Annotated in this window: 18 protein-coding genes; 4 read left to right on the forward strand and 14 right to left on the reverse strand. The window is 33.0% G+C overall.

Annotation, left to right across the window (positions count from 1 at the left end):
- Window positions 1-157: 157 nt before the first annotated feature.
- The 5 genes from BK054_RS14530 to BK054_RS14545 form a co-directional block, all read right to left on the reverse strand.
- Window positions 158-922 carry a hypothetical protein gene (locus BK054_RS14530; protein WP_006265375.1) on the reverse strand — a complete coding sequence of 255 codons (765 nt, stop codon included), beginning with the start codon at window positions 920-922 and terminating at the stop codon, window positions 158-160.
- Window positions 923-1050: 128 nt separating this feature from the next.
- On the reverse strand, window positions 1051-1188 hold the full coding sequence (locus tag BK054_RS18475; RefSeq protein ID WP_006263660.1) for a hypothetical protein: 138 nt from the start codon (window positions 1186-1188) through the stop codon (window positions 1051-1053).
- Window positions 1189-1276: 88 nt separating this feature from the next.
- Window positions 1277-2095, reverse strand: coding sequence for a GLPGLI family protein (locus BK054_RS14535; RefSeq protein ID WP_006260145.1), 819 nt, complete (start codon window positions 2093-2095; stop codon window positions 1277-1279).
- A gap of 216 nt (window positions 2096-2311) precedes the next feature.
- Window positions 2312-3100: a PhzF family phenazine biosynthesis protein gene (locus BK054_RS14540; RefSeq protein WP_006261303.1), complete on the reverse strand. Its 789-nt coding sequence runs from the start codon at window positions 3098-3100 to the stop codon at window positions 2312-2314.
- Between the two features lie 18 nt (window positions 3101-3118).
- Complete coding sequence (locus tag BK054_RS14545; protein ID WP_006265376.1) at window positions 3119-3649, reverse strand: NAD(P)H-dependent oxidoreductase; 531 nt, start codon at window positions 3647-3649, stop codon at window positions 3119-3121.
- Between the two features lie 102 nt (window positions 3650-3751).
- On the opposite strand from BK054_RS14545, the gene BK054_RS14550 reads away from it, so the two are divergent.
- On the forward strand, window positions 3752-4126 hold the full coding sequence (locus BK054_RS14550; RefSeq protein WP_041895342.1) for a winged helix-turn-helix transcriptional regulator: 375 nt from the start codon (window positions 3752-3754) through the stop codon (window positions 4124-4126).
- 4 nt (window positions 4127-4130) lie between these two features.
- Here the strand turns inward: BK054_RS14550 and BK054_RS14555 are convergent, their stop codons facing one another.
- The 6 genes from BK054_RS14555 to BK054_RS14580 all read right to left on the reverse strand — a co-directional run bounded on the left by BK054_RS14555 (window position 4131) and on the right by BK054_RS14580 (window position 10202).
- Window positions 4131-4379: a hypothetical protein gene (locus BK054_RS14555; protein ID WP_071307648.1), complete on the reverse strand. Its 249-nt coding sequence runs from the start codon at window positions 4377-4379 to the stop codon at window positions 4131-4133.
- A 182-nt stretch (window positions 4380-4561) separates the two neighbouring features.
- The gene (locus tag BK054_RS14560) at window positions 4562-5584 is read right to left on the reverse strand and encodes a cytochrome-c peroxidase (protein WP_071307397.1); all 1023 of its coding nucleotides are present in this window, start codon (window positions 5582-5584) and stop codon (window positions 4562-4564) included.
- 79 nt (window positions 5585-5663) lie between these two features.
- Window positions 5664-6530, reverse strand: a complete 867-nt coding sequence (locus BK054_RS14565; protein WP_006260139.1) for an MbnP family protein — start codon at window positions 6528-6530, stop codon at window positions 5664-5666.
- A gap of 25 nt (window positions 6531-6555) precedes the next feature.
- Window positions 6556-8544, reverse strand: coding sequence for a TonB-dependent receptor domain-containing protein (locus BK054_RS14570; protein WP_006261307.1), 1989 nt, complete (start codon window positions 8542-8544; stop codon window positions 6556-6558).
- A 5-nt stretch (window positions 8545-8549) separates the two neighbouring features.
- Window positions 8550-9446, reverse strand: a complete 897-nt coding sequence (locus tag BK054_RS14575; protein ID WP_006265377.1) for a hypothetical protein — start codon at window positions 9444-9446, stop codon at window positions 8550-8552.
- A gap of 426 nt (window positions 9447-9872) precedes the next feature.
- Window positions 9873-10202: a hypothetical protein gene (locus BK054_RS14580; protein ID WP_006260135.1), complete on the reverse strand. Its 330-nt coding sequence runs from the start codon at window positions 10200-10202 to the stop codon at window positions 9873-9875.
- A 484-nt stretch (window positions 10203-10686) separates the two neighbouring features.
- Here BK054_RS14580 and BK054_RS14585 point away from each other — a divergent pair, with 484 nt between their 5' ends.
- On the forward strand, window positions 10687-11214 hold the full coding sequence (locus tag BK054_RS14585) for a hypothetical protein (RefSeq protein ID WP_006265378.1): 528 nt from the start codon (window positions 10687-10689) through the stop codon (window positions 11212-11214).
- A gap of 88 nt (window positions 11215-11302) precedes the next feature.
- Here BK054_RS14585 and BK054_RS14590 read toward each other — a convergent pair whose 3' ends face one another.
- Window positions 11303-13102, reverse strand: coding sequence for a WG repeat-containing protein (locus BK054_RS14590; protein WP_006265379.1), 1800 nt, complete (start codon window positions 13100-13102; stop codon window positions 11303-11305).
- On the reverse strand, window positions 13099-14445 hold the full coding sequence (locus BK054_RS14595) for a hypothetical protein (RefSeq protein ID WP_058699602.1): 1347 nt from the start codon (window positions 14443-14445) through the stop codon (window positions 13099-13101). The genes BK054_RS14590 and BK054_RS14595 overlap by 4 nt, the downstream gene beginning before the upstream one ends.
- Before the next feature lie 123 nt (window positions 14446-14568).
- On the opposite strand from BK054_RS14595, the gene BK054_RS14600 reads away from it, so the two are divergent.
- Together BK054_RS14600 and BK054_RS14605 are read left to right on the forward strand one after the other, a co-directional pair.
- On the forward strand, window positions 14569-15585 hold the full coding sequence (locus BK054_RS14600) for a PTS transporter subunit IIC (RefSeq protein WP_006265381.1): 1017 nt from the start codon (window positions 14569-14571) through the stop codon (window positions 15583-15585).
- Window positions 15586-15747: 162 nt separating this feature from the next.
- The gene (locus BK054_RS14605) at window positions 15748-16440 is read left to right on the forward strand and encodes a hypothetical protein (protein WP_232234289.1); all 693 of its coding nucleotides are present in this window, start codon (window positions 15748-15750) and stop codon (window positions 16438-16440) included.
- Window positions 16441-16598: 158 nt separating this feature from the next.
- On the opposite strand, the gene BK054_RS14610 is transcribed toward BK054_RS14605, so the two are convergent.
- A complete protein-coding gene (locus tag BK054_RS14610) occupies window positions 16599-17366 on the reverse strand; it encodes a methyltransferase domain-containing protein (RefSeq protein WP_006265382.1) in 768 nt (255 codons plus the stop codon).
- Between the last annotated feature and the right edge of the window lie 32 nt (window positions 17367-17398).

Consider the following 17398-nt stretch of genomic DNA (forward strand, 5'->3'; position numbering starts at 1 on the left):
TCCTTTAAACATGCTCCAATAAGTTAGACACTTTTGGGGCATGTCTTAATGCATATGCTGCAGGTCGTTCTATCTGAATATCGTATTAAAATCATATTATATATTTGTATCATGTGTCCTAACAGAATATAATATGTAATTACCTATTTCTAATACATTAAAATATTCCCTTAAACGTAGGAGGACTAAACTTAATTCGCTTTCCTTCCCATTCTGTTATATTACCAGAACTATCCATAAAGGCAAACTCTATTTCATAATCATTATCTCTTTTAAAACTAAAAGCCCCTGAACACATACCATGCCCTACACTAATAGTATCTTTATAAGCAACTAAATAATAAGTAGTTTCTTCTTTTGTCTTTACATTTTTCATTGTAGTCTTTACTAAGAACTCTGAATCATCTTTGGCAGGATTAGAAAATATCACATTAGAAGAAGGACCACATCCATACATAACGTTTTCTTTCTTTTCTATCTTAGGCTTAGAAGCAACCACAGGTTTATCAGTATCTACAGTAGGCAATACCTTATACTTTATGGCTTCATATTCACCCGACTCTGTATTACGTCTTTCTAATTTGTCATGTTGAGGTAGATTATCAATTACTAAGGTATATTCAAGGCCTGCCTCTAACTCGTTCTCAGGCTTTAAGATAGCTTGTGTCAAATTAAAACTACCTACGTAAGTCTCTGTCACAATTAAAGGCACTATCTTATCCCCACTTTTAAGATATATGGGATATTCCTTATTAAGCGCTTTAATGATTGATTGACTGTCAGCATAGCCCTCTATCATAAAGATAGCGTTCTGATTAATGGTCGATCCATTAGGGAAAGTACTTAAGCCAAACGATCCACATTTTGCATAAACAGACATCATGCTAAACAAAGCGATAAGTAAGGTTAAAACTTGTTTCATATTATTACTCTTTATTAATACCTTATCTAAGATAATCTATTCTTATAAAAATTATAGCTAGTAAGCATAAAAAAGCCTATATCAATAGTAATCCCTTTGATATAGGCTTTATATTTTATGTCCAAAAACTACTTCTTATTAGCCATTTGGTTCACTATTTCTTTTAGAAGTGTTTTTCGCTTAACAGCTGCTTCCTGTTCTTTCTTCTTCTTTTTGTCTATTTTATCCTTGACAGCCTTTCTATTGGCAGGTGTATTTCTTCCCATTGTTATCTGTATTACTATATACTTTAGTGCAAAGTTATCATACTCCTATCAATCAGCATTACTTCCATCAGTAATAAATATGATTTAATTAAAAATCTTTTTCTATAGGATTACTACTTAAGATCAGTTTCTGTTTCATCCCTGCTGGATATTGATCTATATTTTTTGCATTTCCAGGATTTAACTCTATCAGTAAATCTACAGCTGTTTTATTATAAAAAACCTTATCTGCTTTCTTAGCTTGTTTTTTAGACACCTCTTCATAATTAGCTAATCCATCTAAAGCATCCTTAGCTAATTTTATATTTTGGCTGTTGGTAAATTCAAAAGCGTACTCTCCTGCCGCATCCCATGCCTTAACTACAAACCCCGGTAGATTATTAAACTTATAAGGGCCATTTAAGGCAGGAATGTCTGTTGTAAATAAAGCATACCACACACGTCCACCGTAGCTTGTTGTAGCCTCTTGTACCTTATATCCCTCCCATTGAGTTACTTCAGGAGCAATTGTCCATTTGATACTATTTTTATCCTCTTTATAATAATACTTTTGTCTATTTTGTTCAAGATAAAACTTATTTTCATCAGCATTACTATATATAGACCAAGCAAAACCAGATTTAAACTGCCTTAGTTTATTCATTATATCCATTCTAGACAATGATTTATCTGTCTTCGAGATTGTCATAAACTCACTTCGCTGTAGGCTTCCATAATCAGTAAAACGAGAGTTACTTTGATTAATATCTAGAATAGCTACCCCTTCCGTTATCTGATCTGTTTTTTGAGGATCCTTTAAGATTTTTGTGCTATAAAAGAATCTACTGACAGCAATAGAATCATTAGACTCTTGTGCAAAAGTGTTACCTACCAATGCTAAGGTTAAAATAAGACAAAGTTTTTTCATGATAAATATTTAGTTTTTTAAGTGTTTGTTACTAGACTAGTAAACATATAAAAAAACTTCTAATTACCTCCTAAATATTTAATATTGATTTTATTGCCTTGATAACAATCTAGAACTAATCTCCATCTGTCATTAAGAAATAGACTGTTAATAATCAATAAACTCCCCCTAAAATACAAAAGAGGATAAGCTTTACTTATCCTCTTTTGAGTTATATTATTCTATCCCAAACTGTCCCTTAGAATAAACTCTTGCTTTACCAGCTACGATTACCCTTTCGGCTTTATTTTCACAGTATAACTCACCACCTCTTTCTGATATTTGCTTTGCAAAAAGTATATGCTTGCCTAATCGTGATGACCAGAATGGAATAAGAGAACAATGTGCTGATCCAGTTACGGGATCCTCAAGAATAGTAGACTGAGGTGTGAAATATCTAGAAACAAAATCACTCTCTACCCCTGTTGATGTTACCACCACACCCCCTGGGTCTAGGTTGATTAAATCTAATACAGATTGATTCACTTTAATATTCTTTATCTCTTCCTCTGACTCATAGACTAAGATATAATCTCTAGATTTAAAAACTTCTTTAGGCTGTATATTAAGTGATTTAGCAATAACATCAGGTAATGATGAAGCCTCTGGCATTCTTGAAGGAAAATCCATATAGTACATTCCGTCCTTAACCTCTACGATTAGCTCACCACTTTTGGTGTCAAATACAATTCTGTCCTTTGGATAGTTTAATATACTAGATAGACAGTGTGCTGTAGCCAATGTAGCATGACCACATAAGTCCATTTCTATCTCAGGAGTAAACCATCTCAAATGAATACTATCTCCGTTATCAATAAAGAATGCTGTCTCTGCAACCGCATTCTCTCTTGTTATTTTAAATAATACCTCGTCAGGTAACCAACTTTTTAAGGGTACAACACAAGCTGGGTTTCCATGAAAAATATGTTCTGTAAAGGCATCTATTTGATATAATTCTAATGTCATTATCTACTTTTTAAAATATTATATTGTTTCTATAAATTGTACGTAAGGAATTACACTGTTTTTGATGGTTTCTACTGAGCTATCCTGCTCTATACCATAGTATGCATAGAATCCTTGATAGTCAGCCTTAATGTAATTAAAGGTTACTTCAAAAGGGGCTAACAGTTGTTCTAGAGTATATTTATACTTTCCATCTGCACTATATTCCTGCTCATCAATCCCAGCTGTTATAGCTAATCCTATTTTCTTATTACTCATCTTATAACCACTCTGACTACCATAAGCCCAACCATAAGTCAGTACTTCATCTAACCACGTTTTAAACAAAGGAGGACAATTAAACCAGTAAAAGGGAAATTGAAATACAATATGATCATAGGATTCTATCAATTCCTGTTCTTTTTGAATATCAAGTATTCCGTCAGGATATTCACTGTGTAAATTATGAATAAAGTATCGTTCAGGAGATTGTTCTAACTCCTTTAACCATAACTTATTTACAATAGATTCTCCAAAATTAGGATGGATTAAGATCACTAATGTACGCATCATTTCTTAGCATTAATCGTTATTACTACTGCAAAAATAGGGAGTTCAAACAGCTTTTTGTACCTTAGCGCCCAATTGTTAGATACTATCAAAAAAGTAAGTATGACCAAAATTAAGGAGACTTCTACTCACTTCGAAAACAAAAAAGCCCTTGAAAATGAATGTAATGAGGTATATGCCACAAGTATAATTGGAGGGCAATGGACGATGGCTATTTGTTGTTATTTACTTGAAGGGAAGATGCGTTTTGGAGAGATTAAAAAGGTATTACCAAATATTACAGAAAGAGTGCTTACTCTTCAACTACGCAAATTAGAAGAGAATAAGGTTATTATCCGTACTATTTATCCAGAAGTACCGCCACGAGTAGAATACGAACTTACACCTATAGGTCTAAAACTAGCTCCCATCATTAAAGCATTAGGCAAATGGGGAGCTGAGCATAAAAACCTTGAAGAAGAAACTAAACAAGTGTAGTAAGTTATTTCTCTTGTCTAGATTCTATCTCTTTTCTAATATTTTTAGCAGTAGTAAATAAGTTTATCACAATTGGCAAAAGTGCAAAAGGAACAGCTATTAAAGCATTGAAGCCTTTTGTCAAAGCTCTATATCCCAAGAACACCAAGAGAACAAGAAGCATCCCTACCAATAAACCAGCTAATACTTTTGACTGTTTTTCTTTTTGTTTTAATTCTTCAATACTATAATTTGTGTAATTTGTCTTATTCATCTTTTTTGGCATTTAATATCTTATCTAGCTAATAAGTAGTTAGATATAACAATTTGTTACACTCTTTTTTAAGTATTCAATTAAAATAACTATCTATAAAAGAATATTCCAACCACTAAACAATAATAAACAAACACTTTATATAACAACTAATAAAAAGCTATATATCAATAAATAACAGATTATTTGCCTATAAACTTAGAATCACTTAAAGTAGACATAAAAGCAATTAAAGCTTCTTTCTCTTCTTCACTAAGTGCAATACGGTTGTTTGCCTCTTTGAGAATAGGGTCTAAGTTATCTGCATCTAATACTCCTCTATCAAAGTAATCCAACACCTCTTTTAAAGAGCTAAACTGCCCAAAGCTTCCATAAGGTGCAGTATATTCAATATTTCGAAGAGAAGGTACCCTAAAGCTCATATAATCTTTTAAATTACCCGTTACCCTAGCTCTCCCCGCTTCATTACTATCGAGATTGATAGGAAAACCAATATTTCTAAAACTTTGATCTGTAAAAAGTGCTCCACTATGGCAGCTACTGCACTTCTGAGTAAATACCCTATATCCATAAGCCTCTTGACTAGTAAATTCCTCTTGTCCTAGCTGAACACGATCGTACTTACTATCAGCAGAGATCAACGTATACTCATACTGAGCGATACTTTTATATATTCTCTCTGGAGTCATAGACTCATCTCCATAAGCTTTTTTAAACAGCTTTTTATACTCTATATCGGTTCCTATTTTATCTAGTACTTCTACGATAGAAGAGTTCATTTCTTCATGTGTGATAATAGGCACGATAGGTTGATTCTCTAATTGAAGTTTACTACCATCCCAATTGTAATACTTCATAAAGAGCAAGTTCTGAATAGGAGATGCATTGCGAAGCCCTACCCTTCCTTCTACACCTATAGCTTGGGCATGATGATCTGCATAAGCTGATTCTTGTATATGACAGCTAGAACAGGAGATTGTATTATCCTTGCTCAACCTTGGGTCTGTAAACAGCTTTTCTCCTAATTCAACTCCATACTTTGTAGGTTTATTTTTTAAAGCAGCGGAGTTCCACTCTGGAAAACTAGTAGGAATTCCTAACTCTATCTCTGGATTGTCAATCACAATATCTTCATACTCATCCTTATTACAAGAGATTAAGCACAGTAGAAGTAATAGTACACTTATTTTTGTTGTTGTTTTCATTTGTAATAGCAATTATATAAAACCCTTTAGAAGACAAAGAGCTGTTATGTAGATAACAGCTCTTCTATACTTGTACTTCTTATTTTACACTGATAATAGAGAACATTCCAGTAACATCACTCGTTCCATTTCCTCCTAAATTATCTACAAACTTCACCATCTGTACTGCTGTATGAATATTAGGTGTAGCATTATCATTTGGCCCTTTACCTGTACTTAATTTAATTGTATTCGATTTCCCTGTTAATAGTTTATCAAAGTCAGCTTTAATCTTAATCGTTGGCGCAGAACTTCCCACCACTGCATGCGTTGGTAAGTTTAAGACTACCTCTCTATACGCATCTACACCTTGTATTAGTTCACCATTATCTCCATCATCTAGAGTACTTCCTGTGTGTATAGACATCTGCTTTTTATCAGCATCATAGAATCCTTCTATCTTAGTAAAACGATATCCTGTTCCCCATTCCCACATCATCTCAGTATCATTAGCTCCAGCGTTAGCATAAAAAACAGGAAACTTAATTTGATCAAGAACATTTAGATCACTGCGTACACCTAGACCAAATTTGATTTGTTTATACTCTCCTCTAGGGATATTAGTTAATAAGTAATTTAATGTCTCTGTCTTCGCTTGGTTAACAACAGTTGCTCCTTTATCTAAATCATTCACATGATAAGGAATCTCTTTTCCATCATTTTTAATTAGACGAATATTACTAATCACATATTTTAATTCAGAAAATTGATGTTCTTGCCCCTCTGCAGATTTATTAACAGTAGCAGAAGAAGAACTAGCATCACCTAGAACAATTACTTTATCCTTGAATGTATTTGTAAACTCTAAAGTCACATTATTAGCAACAGCGTTACTATCATCATTAGAACAAGAAACAACAGCTAATGAAGCTGCAAATAGTAAAAAGCTCTTTGTTAAATTTTTCATTTGTCTTATTTATTAGGTTTTATTTTTAAAAGTTTATTTTTAGAGACGTGAATACATTACGTCCCATCCTAGGGATATTACCCCAATCTGCATAAGTACTATAGTACTCATTAAGTAAATTCTCTGCTCCTACTTGAAACACTGTTTTAAAGTTTTTGATATAAAAAGTGTAATCAACTGAAGCATTCCAAATCGTGTATGATGGAGTCAAACTCTCTCCGTATTCTGGACTAAAATCTCGTTGTTTCGCATCACCATTGATAGAAGTCTGTATACTAAAATCTCTGAATAGATAGTGTAAAGACGTCTGATAACTAAATGGTCTAATGAAAGGCAAGTTTCCCTTCTCGTTATCTTGACCTCTAGCATACGTCACACCACCTTTCCAATGCAAATCATCCATGATGTGATAGTCTGCATTAAGAGCGAAGTTAAATAGCGTAGCGTAGTCTAAAGAGGTATATCCTTTTACACCAACTGACTGATAATTCATCGGACTACCTAAGCTCAATATTCTTCCGATAACATAATTCTTGATATAGAAGTAATTCACCTTAGCTTGTAGTGAAAATTTATCTCCTTTATACCCAACACTTGCATTTAACTCATTAGAAATCTCATTTTTTAAATTAGGATTTCCGATGTAGTCATAGCGATCATAACTATTGTAGATATAATATCCATAAGCTTCCGACACAGAAGGCGCTCTATGCCCATATCCTACACCAACAGAGAAATTAAATCGATTAATATCCATTTCATAGCTAGTGTGTAGACTTGGTAAGAACCTTGTCTTCTCTTGTGGGCTACCTGGATGAAAAATCCAGTTAAACTCTATATACTTTGAGTAATTATAGTTTATTCCTGCTGACCCTCCGAAATTCAGTCTATGATCATCAGAGAACTCTATCGTATTATTCAATGATACCCCTGCATAAGTCGTCGTTACCCATGGCCAACTATACGCAAACATTGTTTGTTTAGAGCGATCCTGTGGGTACATACGCATTTCTGCAATCGAGAGATTATTATAAGCGTTCAATTGTAATTCAGAAGAATACTTTCCACTTTTAAAGTTTGCTTTAGACAGTAACCCGTAAGTAGTACTCCAGCCTGGCATATCCATATGCACCAAATTCTCTGGACGTGTAGTATCATCCATATAATGCTCTATCGCATTAAAATAAGCCTTGGTATCCCAAACACGTATAAATTTGTCCTCAAATAGCTGTTTATAGGATACAGAAGTAATCAATGCACGAGAAAGCCATAAGTCCATTGGTAAAGCAGGGAAACCAACATCTTTAGCAACGTCAAAAATAACATCTGCTCGCAATGAAGATAAACCACCTGTCTTATAAGCCAATCCTAAAGCTGTATTAAATTTTTTGTACTGTGAGTGCTTTACCTCATCGTTATTTCCATCTTTATAATTACTAGCTTCCCGATAAGCAATACTAGCGTCACCAGCTAGTTTTTCACTTGAGAACGAAACATTACCAAGATTAAAGAACTGTTTATTATTAAACTCGAACCCACTTTGATAGGCTCCAGTCCATACCTGCCCTATCCCAAAGGCTGTAGTTTTTCGTTTAAGATCAATACTCCCAGCCACAGTAGCTCCATGCATTCCTCCTTCTTGCCCAGATTTAATATCTATAGTAGATAGATTATTACTCTCTACATAAGAAGTAACAGGGTCCATCTTATCTGTACATGCACCAAAAATATGCATCCCATCAATAGTCAAGGTAGAGCGTTCTGTACTCATATTATTCAGCATAGGCTCCCATGCATAAGCCCCTCTTTTGATAAAACTTATTTGTTCTGAAGAAGCCAAAAACTCATCGACAGACACAGCCATTTTCATCTCTGTCTCTATTCTCTTCTTCGCTTGAACTAGCATAGAGATTTCGTCTAATACAGTTGGTATACTATCTTGTAGGCCTTTATTATCTTGTGCTACACTCGCTGTTGTAACCCCTAAGATTAATATGGTAATAAAAGGTTTCATAATAATTAAAATAAAGTATCTATATGTAGTTCACTTTTCTTTCCTTCTACACCTGGTGTAAAGTCACTAGGTACAGTAGTTCCCTTTAGAATACGACCATGTTGGTTTAGCATAATAAAATTCAATGTCCAGTTACCTGTCATTGTATAGTTCACTACACCATAATAGAACTTATCCTCACGTTGTACTAGATCTTTATTATTAGGAGAAGAGTGATTCCCCATCGAAGGTTCAGGCATTCTAGGATCTAGTAATAAGGTATAATTATCAACTACCGTATAAGCATCTTTTAAACTACTGTTTCCAGCATTAAGTTTATATATTCCGGCTACAAGTTCGTTTTCTGCTACCTTTGGTTTTATAGGTGCTACTAATGCTATAATATAATCCTCCTTGTCAATCCCTCTAAAAGAAGTCATATTAAGATTCTTATTGTTTTGCTTTTCAACGAAAACAAGCTGACTCGCTTTTATACTTTGATTTTTGTCCTTAAATGCAATCTCCACTTTCCAGTCACCTTGAGTATTCTCTTGCGTAAAAACAGAAAAACCTTTATAGACTTTCTCTCCTTTATCATACACCAGATCATATAGATTAGGGCATGACTCTATCTTCCCTTCTGCAGTAGTATAGATAGGTAAGAATGTCACTTTTGCATTCTCTACGACTTGCTTTGTAGTTGCATCAGTGATTTTTAATCTTACTTCATTATACCCTTTGTACAGATGTCCATTAAGGGCTTCTAGGCTTATTGTATAGTTGTCTTTTTGGATTGAGACTACTTCCTTAAATTCATTATGCTCAGGATTCGTAATATTACTTTCTGATTCATAATCTGTTTTATCAATAGTACAAGCTGTAGTAAACAGAAACAGTACTACTATCCACGTTAAGATTCTCATTGTTACATAAAAGTGTGTACATGACTAGGCGAATCTGTATGATTCTTTTTTATAGATCAAATCATACACCTGATCTTTTAACCCAAAATCAGTGTACAGCATTAAGGACATCATCAAGTATATTGACAATATCATCGGTTAAACTATTTTACTTATTTTACCCCAAAAGCATACAGTAGATGCTTGCCATCATAGAGATATAGACATCGTATTTCTAAGTAGATATAGAAACTCTCCTATAAAATCACTTAGCACCATGCAGTACATACTACAAAAGATACAACTGATTATACTGGCGTATACAGATCAATGTACTATACCAATATATGATCCACTATACATGAAACGGGATATGATTACTTACTATCTAGACCAACAATCACGTTAGATATAGAAACAAATAATCTACTAAAAGTCAATAGTTTATTAGACAGGAGGTCTAAAAAGGAAATCGTTGAAAGTATAAGTATATACACTATCAAGGCTAAAGAACGCCTTAAACGTATAATTCTTAAATAAATGAATAGATGTGTTATTTACAATATCTTGAAAATAAACCAGCTGTATTTCTGCCGAAGCAAAATTGCTTTTACTTTTATCTTTACCTGTATCAGAAGCATTAGCCATCTCTTTAGATAGATGACACATTCCATTACATTCTAGCTCTGGCTTATCTCTGTTCACACAAAGTTCATCCTTGATATAATCATATAGCACCACATATTCAACAACCGGAAGTACTGGTTTGAATAACATGAATAGGGATAATATGACGATTGCAAATTTCACGAGTACAAAATTCTGACTATTTTTTCAATCTACAAAATCTAGGATTGTTTATATAAATCAATAGCCTAAAAATGTAAATAGAAGTCCCCTGTTTTCGGAGGAATAAGGTATGATCCTATTTCACCTACTCGATAGATATTCAAAATACAAATGAGATGAATACCATCTCGATTCTAATTAAAACAGAATAAAATTAGATATATTTGAAGTTAAATAGATTCTTGTGATAATTTAGTCTATTATAGCTATAAGAGGTTAATAATCTATTTTCCTTGCACTTTCTAGGAGTTTGCTTGCAGTTTCCTTGGGGTTTCCTTGCCTAGAAGGCTGTTTTGTCGAAGAAACCTGCAAGAATACCCCTAGCAATCCTCAAGCAAAGCAATAGAAAACCTTTTAATATTAGTACTAACTTATCACTAAACTATATTATCTTATTTAATACATTATAAATATGATAGACACACCATTTAGCATAAAAGTCTCTAACCTTCATTGGTTAAACAATATAGATGATGAGTCTGATCTATGTGCACATGGAGATGTATTCCTTAAGATTGGAGATGAAGTAATATCTAACGACCTTACCCAAGGGGTTACTGTCTCTGCTACTGCTCTTTATCTATTAAGAAGTCTAACCGAAGACCTAAATGAGTCTAATCATGATAGCCAGCTGATACCATGCTGTGGTTTTTTAATGTATTTTGATGAACAGGAACGCCTTGTTATAGGGGGATGTCCTACTGGAATAGATTGGACTATAGAACATCTACCACATCATAAAGTAAGGCATATATCTGAAAATGGAACGGAAGCTATAATAGATAAAAATGAATACCAAAAGATAGTCTATACTTTCGTAGATGAAATCGAAAACTTCTATAAAAACAGTAGTCCTAAAAAGCTTTCAACTAATAATCTAGAAAAAGATACTTACTTAGCATTATGGAAAGAATGGCGAAAATTAAGAGATAATATATAAAACCACATTACACTAAACAGACACCCCTCCATTGATAGAAATCTATGGAGGGGTGTCTATAATAACTTATGGAGGTATATATTGTCCCTTATTTCTTTTCTTTCTCTCCTTTATGATTATAAGTACCGTCACTTAAGCCCATCGTTCTCTTACCAAAATTACTAGAACCAAAATAATTTCTGTCCATAAACTTAGATACTTTCTCATTTTTTAAATTAATTAATCCTAAAGCATCATTTAAGTATACAGGTGCTATTCCATAAGAAAAAGGTCCTTTAACATCATCATACATAAATGGAATAACAGTCTTATTATGTATATCTACAAAGCCCCACTTCTCATTCTGCTTGACAGCAAATAATAAATCACTTGGCAATAAATCAGTCATATCGTCAAAAGCATGTACATCATCATATTGAATAGGTACAACAATCTTTCCCTCTGTATTCATAAAACCAAATTTATTATTCTTCTCTACAACAAAATATCCTTTATCTGCTGTGCTAACTTTATCTACATTAGCGATTTTCTGTGGTACAAGGGTGTTATTATTTAGTAGATAATATGAAGCATTCGATTCGATTAAAGTAAAATCATACTTACTATTCATCTCGTAGTTATCTACTTTCATGATTTTTTTATTCGTTGGATCTACTAACTCCCAAGGAGATTCATCATCCTCTTTTACCATTATAAAGTTATTGACTAGATTATCTACTTTATAATAAGTAAGGGGATGCATCTCAAGATTATCATTCAAATAGAAATATTGAAAGTCTGTTTCAAAGAAATAATCGTTTATAGAATAATAGGGTTCTGAAAACTCTTTTACTAATTTCAGATTTTTGGTATATATCAATGTTTTATCACCTTTATAAGTAATAAAACGAGATTTAGGTGTCTTATTAATTAGTGTCTTTGTTATATTTCTCTCATAAGCTTCACTATTTATATAAATAATGAGTTTCTCTAAAGGCGCACCAAATTCATGATTGTGATAGCTAGCTCCTCCTGATTTATAAAACTCACTTGCGAATTTGGCCTCTAAACTACTAATTTTAACACTTATTGCATTCTTAAACTGGGAGTGTTCCATTCCAATATTTTTATCCGAAAAAGTCAAAATATCAGTGATATCCTTTTTAATTGATTTTAAAAACAGATCATAATCTTTTGGACTTGTCCCTGATTTTTGGGAGCTATAACTACTTACACGTCTTTTATCTTTTAAAATAGCTTGAATCTCGTCAAGCTTCAGATTATCTGATGAAGTTTTAAACAGTATTCCTCTATCAGATACTTCTAGTACCTCTATCTCTACTCCACGATAAGTAACTTTTTGATTAACCTTAGCTGGCAAAACTAAACTATCTATTTTACTTACAGTTGAAAAGGCAATCTCGATGTCTACTTTATTCACAGCTTTGGCAAGTCCTAGTTCAGCTTTAAAACCTGTATTGATATTAGTCTTTACTTCTATATTTTGGATTGTACCATCGTGATAGTACACCTTTTTTAGATAGACAGGTACCTTAATATCCTCTAATGAAGCATAAACAGAAGGGTCTTTAATAAGTTTTATCGCAACAGAATCTGCATTCATAAAATCAAAGAAACTAATATCAGATTTACTTATTTCATCGATAAATGCATCATACTCAAGTTGATTAAAATTTACTTTTAAAGGAACTGCCTTAATAGATGTATCTAATTCATCCGAGTTTTTACTAAAGAAATTTACAAATCTTTCAAGCTTTGTTAAATCATCTGTAAGTAAATCAATATACTCTTGATTCGTAGTTGTGCTATTATACTTTTCTAAATCAACTTGCGCCAGTGTTAATTGATTGATTAATAAAAATATAAGTGTAATAAGATATGTTCTCATCGGATAATCTTTAATTCGTTGGTATTATTATCAATGTAAAATAGGAAAGAGATATTCTTTACATAATCTAACCCTACTGCCTTTAAATAAGATGTTTTGTCTACCGCTTCTAAGTAAGCTAATTGTCCATTATTACTAATATACAGTTTGGTTTGTTGTGCTGTTACAACTTTAAAAGACTGCTCTAACATGAATTCCAAATTCTCATACTCATCATATGATTTTAGTTCATTACTATTATAATTATAAGTATACTTCTCTTGGTAAAAGTCATATAATAATGAAGTAATTTTATTGATGTCTCCACTCAAAATCAAAGCTGCATAGTCTGCATAGAACTGTTTAATCTGCTGTTCTAAATTCTTTTCTTTACGAAGATCTTTGCCTTTAGACCACCCTGTTAGTTTATAATCAACAGGAGCTGTGAGTTGATGATTAAATCGAATGTCTTTCTTTGTATAGTCTTCTGTACCAATATAATGAGAATACCTTGTTCCATCATCACTCACAATCGTATCTGTAACATAAGCTTCATTATTAAACACATCAACTGTTTTTATAATATCCCCCTTAGCATTTACATATTCAAGAACCATTTTAGCATAAGATTTTTTGGGAATCTTAGTCATGATATTACCTTTATCATCTATACCAGGTGTAATAATGAAAGACAAATCAATAGATGCCTCTGGATTGAGGATATATTTATTAAGAGTAACCGTTTCATAATGTGAATACCTATCTTTCTTATTTTTAGATAATATAGGAACACCGTCTGCAAAAATAGCAGGAACAACATTATAACATTCTACTTGTAACTGACAAATAAGCCCATTTTTATTAACCTTTAATTGATCTGATATATTTGCTAAAGGATTATCAAAAACCTTATTAAAGCTGATTTTTAACTCTCCTCTAGTATCCTCCACTATTTCTTTGCCTTCTTTGACCTTTGCTGTAAAAACAAAAGTGAAATCACGAGTAGCAACCTTGTAAATACGCTCAGAATAGTCTTCTTCAACCATTAGATTATCAGGATAGGTTTTTTCTAAATAAGAGGCTAACCTTTTGGCTGTATTTTTAACTGAAGTATCAATAGAACACATTAAATAATCTTCATAAAAATATACCTCCTTAATAGGTATATTATTCCACTGCCCTTTATCATTAGACTTAAAGTAACTGTTATTATGATCAAAAGTATTCGTTTCATACAGTTTCTTATAACTATCTAATGATGTAATCTTATCTAGTATAACGGGTGACTGAGCCATTATAAAAGAAGGAAAAAGGAAGATGAATAGCAATAATATTGATTTAATAGAAGTATTGAAAATATTCATTTCTTTAATTTGTTAATGAAGACACTAATTTAAGAATAACATTAACATTACTACTATAATTATTAATACTTTCGCATCGATTATAGTACCTTATAATAGGTACTTTATTAAATTAAAGACTTAATGAAACAATTTCTTCAAAGAAAAGATATACAGATTTCAAGCAAGCGATACTTTATCGATGCTATGGGAGCTATGGCCTATGGGTTATTCGCTACTCTACTAGTAGGAACTATTCTAAAGACGATAGGAGAAGAATTTGATATTTCGTTTTTAAAGGAGGTCGTTTGGCCATTTGCGAACCAGGCGACAGGGCCTGTAATCGCATTAGCCATTGCATATAGCTTAAGAGCGCCACAACTAGTGTTATTCTCATCTGCAGTGGTAGGTGTAGCAGCGTATCAATTAGGTGGTCCATTAGGTGTGTTTATCGCAACTATTATTGCTGTAGAAATCGGGAAAGCCGTAGCTGGTGAAACAAGGATAGATATTGTGATAACACCAATAGTCACAGTTTTAGTAGGAGTAGCTTTAGCACAATGGATTGGCCCTAGTGTTAATCAGTTGATGCAATGGATTGGACAGGTTATCATCTTTTCTACAGAGGCTAATCCTCTAATCATGGGTATGGTTATCGCTGTGGTAGTGGGTATGGTTCTAACCTTACCGATCTCTTCAGCAGCTTTATGCCTGATGTTACAACTAGATGGGCTGGCAGCAGGAGCAGCGACCATAGGTTGCTGTACTCAAATGATAGGTTTTGCGACCATCAGTTATAAAGATAATGGGCTAAAGGGAGTACTAGCACAGGGTATCGGTACTAGTATGTTACAAGTCCCTAATATTTATAAGAATTGGAAGATATGGATTCCACCAACCTTAGCCTCTGCTATTTTAGGTCCAATAGCTATTTTGTTCTTTGATATGCAAAATACGGCATTAGAATCAGGTATGGGAAGCTGTGGATTAGTCGGTCAGATAGGAACCTTTAATGCCATGAAAGAGGCCTACTCTACTTCCTACATTATATTGGCTATACTAGGTTTACAGATTATATTACCTATGATTTTGTCATACCTAATCTACTATATCATGAAAAAGAAACAGTGGATAAAAGATGGTGATATGAAAATATTTTAATCTTTAACTCGTGTTTAAATGCAATTCTCTTCTTAATTAATTAGACTAGTCTGTTCTAAAGTGTTTAAAGGGATTCATTATAGTCCATCATGATTAATCAAATTATTCAACAAAAAACACTTCAAAAAGTCTCCTTTTATGCTTTTTTTGTATATTCGACGAATGCAAAAGAATTGTCAAAAAGATTTTTCACCACTATACTCTAAGGATAATGTACTACTTACTTGGATCTTCAATATTTCTGGAGGTGCGCTGTTAGTGAGCTTATTTATCTTACTGGCTTTGTTGCCCTTATTGGTATCAACGCAGATCAAGACATTGGTCATTATAGGTCTATTCTACTACCCTATATGGGCTATAGTATTATATCGCTTTTATCGTTATATAAAAAGTAAAATGGCTGTAACCATAAGAAATATAAAAATAGATGATCAAGGTATCCACTTTTCTAAAAAAGATGGAAGTACTGCTGAAATTCTTTATGATCAATTAGGGCATTCTTACCGTTCAGAGTATTATGACGTATACTTAGTACCTGTAAATAAGACATGGAGGCTAGCTGTAGGAATAGACGGCGTTCAAACTGAAGTTGTATTTGATGGTGCAGATGTTGGGAGCGTATATCAAATCAAAAATGCAAGAGCGTTAAGAGCAAAGTTTATAGAAGGTATTGTTCGCTTTAGACCTGATTTAAAAATAGACCCTTCTATATTTAAAGAGTTTAGTATTCATCCTCAAGACTTCACCTTTGATGGAAAAAGATATATGAAGCATATAGGACAAGGAGTACTTATCATAAGTGGTATCCTAGTAGTCAGTGTATTGCTTGGGCTGCTTATTATTAAATTGTCTTAGTTATTCGAAATAAAACAGATAAAAACTACAAATTTAATCTTAGAAAGCCTGAACTCTAGCGGATATACTCAATGAAGAAAATAGTTTAGTTTATATTATAACACTTAATAACAAAGCCTAATTACGCATTTCTCGTAATTAGGCTTTGTTGTTTTACTCTATTTTTTTATACCATAGAGCAATATTCGCTTAAATGCATATAAAGCAGGTAACTGTTGAAAAGCATCAGCTATTTTTTCTTTAAATGCTTTGATAAATAAAACTTTCTCTTCTTCATCTAATCTTTCTAGATACGGAATCAAGGCTGAACCAGCAATAAATTCATATAAAGTATCGTGATCCTCTGCTATAATAGGATAAACACGTTGAGAGATGTGAAGCTCACTTAATCCTCCATCAAACATAATCTGTGCATACTGATCTAAAGTTAAAACAGGAGGTCTTCTGTTCCATCCTTTTAATTGCGCTTTATAGGGCTGTTGATCTGCCAAATCATAGAGCAGTTTATTTAGTATGTTTTCAGCCTGACAAGGCATTTGTACAGCAAACTGTCCTCCTGCATTTACCTTAGAAATAAGATGAGGAAATAACTCTTCATGATTATCTGACCACTGTAAAGCAGCATTGCTAAAAATCAAGTCCCAAGACTCATCTGCTGAGGTAAATTCTTCTATCGTCTGATGTTTAAATACTAATCTATCTGACTCTAATGGATGGGCTTTCTCTAGCATTTCTAAAGAGGAGTCAATCCCTGTAAACGTAACATGTTTAAACTTGTCTACTAATAAGGCTGTCTGCTCTCCTGTACCACATCCTAAATCAACTGCTTTCATCGATTTAGTTTCTTGAATCATAGTACTTAAATCAAAAAATGGTAAAAAACGAACGTCTTTAAACTTGTTGTATACTGTTGGATCCCAAGGCATATTCTATGTTTTTAAATTGAATATAAAGTTAT

Source organism: Myroides sp. ZB35 (assembly GCF_001865835.1).
In the GTDB taxonomy this organism is placed as follows: Bacteria; Bacteroidota; Bacteroidia; order Flavobacteriales; family Flavobacteriaceae; genus Flavobacterium; species Flavobacterium odoratimimum.